Here is a 9,136-nt window from a genome sequence, read left to right on the forward strand (position 1 = left end):
GCAGCGACGAATTGTCGCAGATCTTATTCTTTGTTGATTGAACGTTCAATCAAAACAAAATAGACTGGCCCTCAGTCCGACAGACGTTTTGCGTCTGCCGGAAGGCCTAAGGAGATGTGCAAGATGCCCAAGGTCGGTATGCAACCCATCCGCCGCCAGCAATTGATCGAAGCCACTTTGCTGGCCGTCGATCAGGTCGGAATGGGGGACGCCAGCATTGCGCTGATCGCCCGTTTGGCCGGTGTCTCGAATGGCATCATCAGTCACTATTTTCAGGACAAGAATGGCCTGATCGCCGCCACCATGGGGTACCTGATGACCGTCCTGAGCGAGAACGTCACCGCGCGCCGACAGGCGCTGAAAGATGACAGCCCGCGAGCGCATCTGCAGGTGATCATCGAAGGCAACTTCGACGCCAGCCAGGTCAATGGCCCGGCAATGAAAACCTGGCTGGCCTTCTGGGCCACCAGCATGCACCAGCCGTCTTTGCACAGGTTGCAGCGGATCAACGATCACCGTCTGTATTCCAACCTGTGCTGCCAGTTCCGCCGTGTGTTGCCGCTTGATCAAGCGCGCAGCGCCGCCCGCGGCCTGGCAGCCCTCATTGACGGTTTGTGGTTGCGCGGCGCGCTGTCGGGAGACGCTTTCGACACCGAGCAGGCGCAACAGATCGCTTACGAATACATGGATATCCAACTGGCCAAGCGGGTGAGTTAGAGCACACATAGAACGCTCAACCACCGGACCGCGCCAATCACTGATGCACTTGCGAGGACTTTATGGCCCGTTTCGAACTGCAAAAACTCTACATCGATGGTGCGTACAGCGACGCCAGCAGCGACGCCACTTTCGAAGCCATCAACCCGGCTAACGGTGAAGTCCTCGCAAAAGTCCAACGTGCTACCTTCGACGACGTTGAGCGTGCCGTCGTCAGCGCCGAAAAGGGCCAGAAGATCTGGGCTGCCATGACCGCCATGGAGCGTTCGCGCATCCTGCGTCGCGCCGTGGAAATCCTGCGTGAACGCAACGATGAACTGGCTGCCCTGGAAACCCTGGACACCGGCAAGGCCTACTCCGAAACCCGTTACGTCGACATCGTTACCGGTGCCGACGTGCTGGAATACTACGCAGGCCTGGTGCCGGCCATCGAGGGCGAGCAGATTCCGCTGCGCACCACGTCGTTCGTGTACACCCGTCGCGAACCGCTGGGCGTGGTGGCCGGTATCGGCGCGTGGAACTACCCGATCCAGATCGCCCTGTGGAAATCCGCACCAGCCCTGGCGGCCGGTAACGCGATGATCTTCAAGCCAAGCGAAGTCACTTCGCTGACCACCCTGAAACTGGCCGAGATCTACACCGAGGCCGGCGTGCCGAACGGCGTGTTCAACGTCCTGACCGGCAGCGGCCGTGAAGTCGGCACCTGGCTGACCGAGCACCCGCGCATCGAGAAAGTCTCGTTCACCGGCGGCACCGACACCGGCAAGAAAGTCATGGCCAGCGCTTCGAGCTCTTCGCTCAAGGACGTGACCATGGAACTGGGCGGCAAGTCGCCGCTGATCATCTGCGACGACGCCGACCTCGATCGCGCCGCCGACACCGCGATGATGGCCAACTTCTACAGCTCCGGCCAGGTCTGCACCAACGGCACTCGCGTGTTCGTACCGGCGCACCTCAAAGCGGCTTTCGAAGCCAAAATCGTTGAACGCGTTGCGCGCATCCGCATCGGTAACCCGCAAGACGAAAACACCAACTTCGGTCCGCTGGTGAGCTTCGCCCACATGGAAAGCGTGCTGGGCTACATCGCCAAGGGCAAGGAAGAAGGTGCCCGTCTGCTGTGCGGCGGCCAGCGTCTGACTGACGGTGAATTCGCCAAAGGTGCGTTTGTCGCGCCGACCGTGTTCACCGACTGCACCGACGACATGACCATCGTGCGTGAAGAAATCTTCGGCCCGGTGATGGCGATCCTCTCCTACGAAACCGAAGAAGAAGTGATCCGCCGCGCCAACGACACCGACTTCGGCCTGGCCGCCGGTATCGTCACCAAGGACCTGAACCGCGCGCACCGCGTAATTCATCAACTGGAAGCCGGTATCTGCTGGATCAACGCCTGGGGCGAGTCCGATGCGAAGATGCCGGTCGGTGGCTACAAGCAGTCGGGTGTCGGCCGTGAGAACGGCATCAGCTCGCTGAACAACTTCACCCGCATCAAATCGGTACAGGTCGAACTGGGCGATTACGTCTCGGTGTTCTGATCTGACGCAGTTCTGAAGTTGCGGCCCTTGTGGCGAGGGAGCTTGCTCGCGCTGGGCCGCGAAGCGGCCCCAACTTCAGACACCGCGTTCATGCAGACACAACACAGTCGCTGACTTTGCGACTGCTGCGCAGCCGAGCGGGAGCAAGCTCCCTCGCCACAACGATTGGCAACTCGGCGCGCGACCTGAACCAACATCAAAGAGGGTGCATTCAATGTCCCAAGAATTCGACTACATCATCATCGGTGCCGGCTCGGCCGGTAACACACTGGCGACTCGTCTGACCGAAGACGCAGGCGTCACCGTCCTGCTGCTCGAAGCCGGCGGCCCGGACTACCGTTTCGACTTCCGCACGCAAATGCCTGCGGCGCTGGCGTTTCCACTGCAAGGCCGTCGTTACAACTGGGCGTACGAAACCGATCCAGAGCCACACATGGACGGGCGTCGCATGGAGTGCGGTCGCGGCAAGGGTCTGGGCGGTTCCTCGCTGATCAACGGCATGTGCTACATCCGCGGCAACGCCATGGACTACGACGGCTGGGCAAAACTGCCAGGCCTGGAAGACTGGTCGTACCTGGACTGCCTGCCCTATTTCCGTAAAGCGGAAACCCGCGACATCGGCCCGAACGACTACCACGGTGGCGACGGCCCGGTCAGCGTGACCACGCCGAAAGCCGGCAACAACCCGCTGTTCCACGCCATGGTCGAAGCCGGCGTGCAGGCCGGTTACCCGCGCACCGACGACTTGAACGGTTATCAGCAGGAAGGCTTCGGTCCGATGGACCGCACCGTAACGCCGAAAGGCCGTCGTGCCTCCACCGCTCGCGGTTACCTGGACGTGGCCAAAAAGCGTTCGACCCTGACCATCGTTACCCACGCCCTGACCGACAAGATCCTGTTCGAAGGCAAGCGTGCGGTCGGCGTGCGTTACCTGGTCGGCGACGCCGAAGAACGCGTTGAAGTCAAAGCACGCAAGGAAGTGCTGCTGTGCTCCGGCGCCATCGCTTCGCCGCAGATCCTGCAGCGTTCCGGCGTCGGCCCGGCCGAGTTGCTGAACAAGCTCGACATTCCGGTGGTCCACGACCTGCCGGGCGTCGGTGAAAACCTGCAGGACCACCTTGAGCTGTACCTGCAATACGCCTGCACCCAACCGGTCTCGCTGTACCCGTCGTTGCTCTGGTACAACCAGCCGGCGATCGGTGCCGAGTGGTTGTTCAACGGCACCGGTATCGGCGCCAGCAACCAGTTCGAAGCCGGCGGTTTCATCCGTACCCGTCCGGAATTCGAATGGCCGAACATCCAGTACCACTTCCTGCCGGTGGCGATTAACTACAACGGCAGCAACGGTGTGAAAGAGCACGGTTTCCAGGCGCACATGGGTTCCATGCGCTCGCCGAGCCGTGGCCGCATCCAGGTCAAATCCAAGGATCCGCGCCAGCACCCGAGCATCCTGTTCAACTACATGGCCACCGAGCAGGACTGGCAGGAATTCCGCGACGGCATCCGCCTGACCCGTGAAATCATGCAGCAACCTGCACTGGACGCCTTCCGCGGTCGCGAAATCAGCCCGGGCATCGAGGTGCAAACCGACGAGCAACTGGACAAGTTCATCCGCGAACACGCCGAAACCGCGTTCCACCCGTCCTGCTCGTGCAAGATGGGCACCGACGAGATGGCCGTGGTCGATGGCGAAGGTCGTGTACATGGCCTGCAAGGCCTGCGCGTGGTCGATGCCTCGATCATGCCGATCATCACCACCGGCAACCTCAACGCGCCGACGATCATGATGGCCGAGAAAATCGCCGACAAGATCCGTGGCCGCAAGCCGTTGCCACGCAGCACTGCCACTTACTACGTGGCGGGTGGCGCACCGGTGAAGGGCAAGCCGATGCGTGAAGTTACCCAGACCGCTTAAGACGCTCCACCGCACCCTGATCGTTCCCACGCTCTGCGTGGGAACGCAGCCCGGGACACTCCGCGTCCCAAAGCGTGACGCGGAGCGTCACAAGAGGCGTTTCCACGCAGAGCGTGGGAACGATCATCAATCTGTTCCCTCCTTGATCCCACCCCCCGCACGGGCCTACTCTAGCGCCACGCAATCGTTTCACTCCTCCCCCTCGCAACACCGCTTCGCCGTCACTCCATACCAAGGAGGTTCCCGAATGTTCGATTTCCAACCCCAGCTCATGCAGCGTTTTGCTGCGTTGCGCACGGGCGCTGAATTCTTTTCCCTGCGTTACGTGCGCGAGTCCGGCCAGTACCTGTCGGTACGCAAGAACGTCGCCGAGCCACCGAGCCTGAGCCGTGACGAAGGGGCGATGCTGACTGCCCGGGTCAATGGCGTCGAAGCCTACGCCGCGACCAATGACCTATCGCAACAAGGCCTGCAAGCCGCGCTCGAACACGCCGAACAGCAGGCTCGCCGGCTCAAGCCTCATGCCTTGCTGGACCTGCGCGAACAAGGCGTTTCCAGCGACCGAGCCGATTACTTTTCACCGAACCTCGACCAGCCCTTCCCGTCCCTGAGTGACTGCTACGCATTGCTCAGCGCCGAATCCGCTTCCGTGCCCAAGGACGATCGCCTGGTGAACTGGCAGGTGAGCATCGGCATCACCAATGTCGAGCAGATTTACCTCAACAGTGCCGGCGCCGAACTGCGTCAGGCCCAGCGCTTCGTCTACCCCGGTCTTGATGTCACCGCCTACGACGGCAACGACAGCCAGACCCGAACGCTCGGCCGGGAAAACTTCGGCCAACAGGGCGGCTTTGATGTCATCAGCCGCTGCGGACTGATTGGCGCGGGGGTAAAAGTTGCCGATCAAGCCTTGCAGTTGCTGCTGGCGCCGAACACACCGCAAGGTCCGCGCGACCTGCTGCTGATGCCCGACCAGATGATGTTGCAGATCCACGAATCCATCGGCCACCCGCTGGAACTGGACCGTATCCTCGGCGACGAACGCAATTACGCCGGCACCAGTTTCGTCAAGGCTGAAGACTTCGGTCACCTGCAGTACGGCTCGAAGTTACTCAACGTGACCTTCGACCCGGACATCCCCGAGCAGCTCGCCAGCTACGGCCATGACGACGACGGCACGCCGGCCAGCAAACAATTCCTGATCCGCGAAGGCCGGTTGCTGCGCCCATTGGGCGGCGCGCTGTCGCAATTTCGCGCCGGCATGGACGGCGTCGCCAACAGCCGCGCCTGCGGCTGGAACCGTCCGCCGATCGATCGCATGGCCAACCTCAACATCGAACCGGGCGATCAGCCGCTGGAGCAACTGATCGGCGGCATCGAGCACGGCATTCTGATGAGCACCAACCGCTCATGGTCCATCGACGATGCGCGCAACAAATTCCAGTTCGGCTGCGAATGGGGCCAATTGATTGAAAACGGCGAACTCAAAGGCGTGGTGAAGAATCCCAATTACCGGGCGATCTCCGCGCAGTTCTGGAAGAGCCTCAGCGCCGTCGGCGATGCCAACACTGTCAAGGTCCTCGGCACGCCGAATTGCGGCAAGGGTGAACCGAATCAGGTGATCCGCGTCGGCCACGCTTCGCCGGCCTGCGTATTCAGCAACGTTGATGTATTTGGGGGGGACGCCTGATGAGCACTGCGAAATCTCAGGTCGAATCATTCAAGGCCCTGGTCGCCGGATTGCGCGCAGCCCTGCGCGAACCGGAACAGTTCACCCTCAGCTACGCCGCCGAGTCATCGGCCTTTGTGCGTTTCAACCACGCCAAGGTGCGGCAGGCCGGGCAAGTGCAGCAGGCGAGCATCGGTTTGAAGCTGATCAACGATGGCCGTCACGCCGACCTGCAAATCACCCTGGCGGACGATCCGGCAGTCGACCTTCAGCGTCTGACCGAAGGCCTGCAACAGCTGCGTGAAACCTTGCCGCTGCTGCCCAAGGATCCGTACCTGCTGCTCAACTACAACGGCTGGCAAAGCAAGAACGTACAGGAACAACCGTTGCCGGACACCGAGCAGGTGGTCGCCGAAATCACCCAGGCCGCTGAAGGTCTGGATCTGGTCGGTTTCTATGCCGCCGGGCCGATCAGCCGAGGCTTTGCCAGTTCCGCTGGCGCGTTCGGCTGGCATCAGGCCAACAGCTTCAACTTCGATTTCAGCCTGTTCCATGAAAACGGCCAGGCAGTGAAGGCCAGCTATGCCGGGCATCACTGGAGCAGCGAAGGTTTTGCCAAGCGTTTTCAGCTGGCTCGCGAACAACTTGAGTTTCTCGGGCGACCGCTGCGCACATTGGCGCCCGGTCAGTACCGCGCTTATCTCGCCCCCGCCGCGCTGGAAGAAATCATGGGCATGCTGTGCTGGGGCGGTTTTTCCGCGCAGTCGATTGCCAGCAAAAGCAGCCCATTGCAGAAGCTCTATGGCGGCGATCAACACTTCAGCCCGCTGGTCTCGCTGGAGGAAAAGGTCAGCGGTTCGCTGAGCCCGGCGTTCTCGGATGAAGGTTATCCGCGCAGCGATCTCAAATTGATCGTCGAGGGCCAGGCCGGCGCACAACTGGTCGGTTCACGCAGCGCCGCCGAATACGGCTTGACCGCCAACGGCGCCAGCGGCGGCGAATCGCCGAGTGCGTTGGATTTGAAGGCCGGTGATTTACCCGAAGCAGACGTACTCAAGCAGCTCGGTACCGGTTTGTACATCAGCAACCTGTGGTATCTGAACTTCTCGGATCAACCGGCGGCACGCCTGACCGGCATGACCCGCTTCGCGACCTTCTGGGTGGAGAACGGCGAGATACAGGCGCCGGTCAGCACCATGCGTTTCGATGACAGCGCTTTCAGCCTGCTCGGTTCGCAGCTGGAAACGCTGACCCGGGAGCGCGAGTTGCTGTTGTCGGCCAGTACCTACAGCCAGCGCGCGACGGCCTCGGCGTTGTTGCCGGGGGCGCTTGTCAGCCGGTTGACCTTGACCCTCTGAACCTGCTCGTTCCCACGCTCTGCGTGGGAATGCAGCCCGTGACGCTCCGCGTCCCAAAGCGTGACGCAGAGCGTCACAAGAGGCATTCCCACGCGGAGCGTGGGAACAATCATTACCGACAACCAGAGGTCACATGCCCAACCGCCCGCCTCTCGATCCTGTCACCGCCCGCTGGGTGCCTTGGGTCGTCGCCATCGCGTTTTTCATGCAGTCCCTCGACGGGACGATCCTCAACACCGCCCTGCCAGCCATGGCCCGGGACCTGGCTGAAGATCCGCTGCGCATGCAGGGCGTGATCATCGCCTACATGCTCACCGTCGCATTGCTCATACCCGCCTCGGGCTGGATCGCCGACCGCTTCGGCACCCGGAAAATCTTCTTCAGCGCGATTCTGCTGTTCAGCCTCGGCTCGCTGCTCTGCGCATTGTCGACCAGCCTGACCCAGTTGATCGGCGCCCGGATCATCCAGGGCCTGGGCGGCGCTCTGATGCTGCCGGTCGGGCGGCTGGTGGTGCTGCGCGCTTACCCGCGTTCGGAACTGGTGCGGATCATGGGCTTCATCACCATTCCCGGCCTGCTCGGCCCGCTGATCGGCCCGACCATGGGCGGCTGGATGGTGCAGTTTTTGACCTGGCACTGGATCTTCCTGATCAACCTGCCGGTGGGCCTGATTGGTTGCTACGCCGTGTGGAAATTCATCCCTGACCTGCGCGGCTCCGAGCGTACGCGCTTCGATAGCCTGGGGTTCTTGCTGTTCGGTGCGGCGATGATCCTGATCACCATCGCCATGGAAGGCCTGGGCGAACTGCACCTGCCGCACCTGCGGGTGATGTTGCTGTTGTTCGCCGGCATGGCGTGCCTGGCGGCGTATTGGCTGCGCGCCGGGCATATCGAGAATCCACTGTTTGCGCCATCGCTGTTCAAGACCCGGACCTTTGCCGTCGGTATCCTCGGCAACCTGTTCGCTCGCCTGGGTAGTGGCGCGCTGCCGTTCCTGGTGCCGTTGCTGCTGCAAGTGGCGTTGGGGTATTCGCCGTCCCAGGCCGGGATGAGCATGCTACCGCTGGCAGCGGCGGCAATGATCGCCAAGTGGGTGGCGCGGCCGCTGATTGAACGTCTGGGCTACCGCATCGTGCTGACCGGCAACACCCTGGCACTGGGCATCATGTTGGCGAGCATGGGCCTGGTCAGCGAACAGACGCCTTATTGGCTGCTGCTGTGCCTGCTGGCGATCCTTGGCGCGATCAACTCTTTGCAGTTCACGGCGATGAACACCGTGACGTTGATCGACCTCGACGACGCCAGCGCCAGCAGCGGCAACAGTCTGCTATCGGTGGTCGCGCAATTGTCCCTGAGCCTGGGCGTGGCCTGTGCCGGTGCGTTGCTCGGCGGGTTCAGCGCGCAAATCGGAAAAGACGGCGTGGACACGGTTCTGGGCGCGTTCCAGCTCACATTCGTGACGGTGGGAATCATGGCCATGCTGGCGGCTACGATCTTCTCCCAACTCTCGAGAGAAGACGGACGGCGAGTCAAACGTCCGGAAGAACACATCGAGCCTTAGGGCTAAAGGCCATCGGACTGGTACACTGCGCGACATTTTGTTTTGCAGGCCAGTCCCGTGACCACCATCGCCACCGAATTTAATACTTTGCCGCTGTCCGCCGCCATGCTGGCTAACCTCGACTCCCTCGGTTATGCCCAGATGACGCCGATCCAGGCGCAAAGCTTGCCGGTGATCCTCAAGGGGATGGACCTGATCGCCCAGGCCAAGACCGGCAGCGGCAAGACCGCCGCCTTCGGTATCGGCCTGTTGAACCCGATCAACCCGCGCTATTTCGGTTGCCAGGCGCTGATCCTGTGCCCGACCCGCGAGCTGGCCGACCAGGTCGCCAAGGAAATCCGTCGCCTGGCCCGTGCCGAAGACAACATCAAGGTCCTGACC

General features: G+C 61.9%; 7 protein-coding genes. All 7 read left to right on the forward strand.

Features of this window, described 5'->3' with window-relative positions; all coding sequences use genetic code 11:
- The first annotated feature begins 123 nt into the window (after positions 1–123).
- A complete protein-coding gene (gene betI, locus D8V06_RS16795) occupies positions 124–717 on the forward strand; it encodes a transcriptional regulator BetI (RefSeq protein WP_130931347.1) in 594 nt (197 codons plus the stop codon).
- 62 nt (positions 718–779) lie between these two features.
- Positions 780–2,252, forward strand: a complete 1,473-nt coding sequence (gene betB, locus D8V06_RS16800; protein ID WP_056853908.1) for a betaine-aldehyde dehydrogenase — start codon at positions 780–782, stop codon at positions 2,250–2,252.
- A 214-nt stretch (positions 2,253–2,466) separates the two neighbouring features.
- The gene (betA, locus tag D8V06_RS16805; RefSeq protein ID WP_130931348.1) at positions 2,467–4,167 is read left to right on the forward strand and encodes a choline dehydrogenase; all 1,701 of its coding nucleotides are present in this window, start codon (positions 2,467–2,469) and stop codon (positions 4,165–4,167) included.
- 247 nt (positions 4,168–4,414) lie between these two features.
- Complete coding sequence (locus D8V06_RS16810; protein WP_130931349.1) at positions 4,415–5,857, forward strand: TldD/PmbA family protein; 1,443 nt, start codon at positions 4,415–4,417, stop codon at positions 5,855–5,857.
- Entirely contained in the window at positions 5,857–7,194 is a 1,338-nt protein-coding gene (locus tag D8V06_RS16815; protein ID WP_130931350.1) for a TldD/PmbA family protein, read from the forward strand. The genes D8V06_RS16810 and D8V06_RS16815 overlap by 1 nt, the downstream gene beginning before the upstream one ends.
- Before the next feature lie 133 nt (positions 7,195–7,327).
- A complete protein-coding gene (gene mdtD / locus D8V06_RS16825; RefSeq protein ID WP_056853912.1) occupies positions 7,328–8,755 on the forward strand; it encodes a multidrug transporter subunit MdtD in 1,428 nt (475 codons plus the stop codon).
- A 105-nt stretch (positions 8,756–8,860) separates the two neighbouring features.
- The coding region (locus D8V06_RS16830) for a DEAD/DEAH box helicase (RefSeq protein ID WP_177434443.1) at positions 8,861–9,136 on the forward strand (276 nt) is incomplete at its 3' end.

This window comes from Pseudomonas sp. Sample_24 (assembly GCF_004307605.1).
GTDB lineage: Bacteria > Pseudomonadota > Gammaproteobacteria > Pseudomonadales > Pseudomonadaceae > Aquipseudomonas.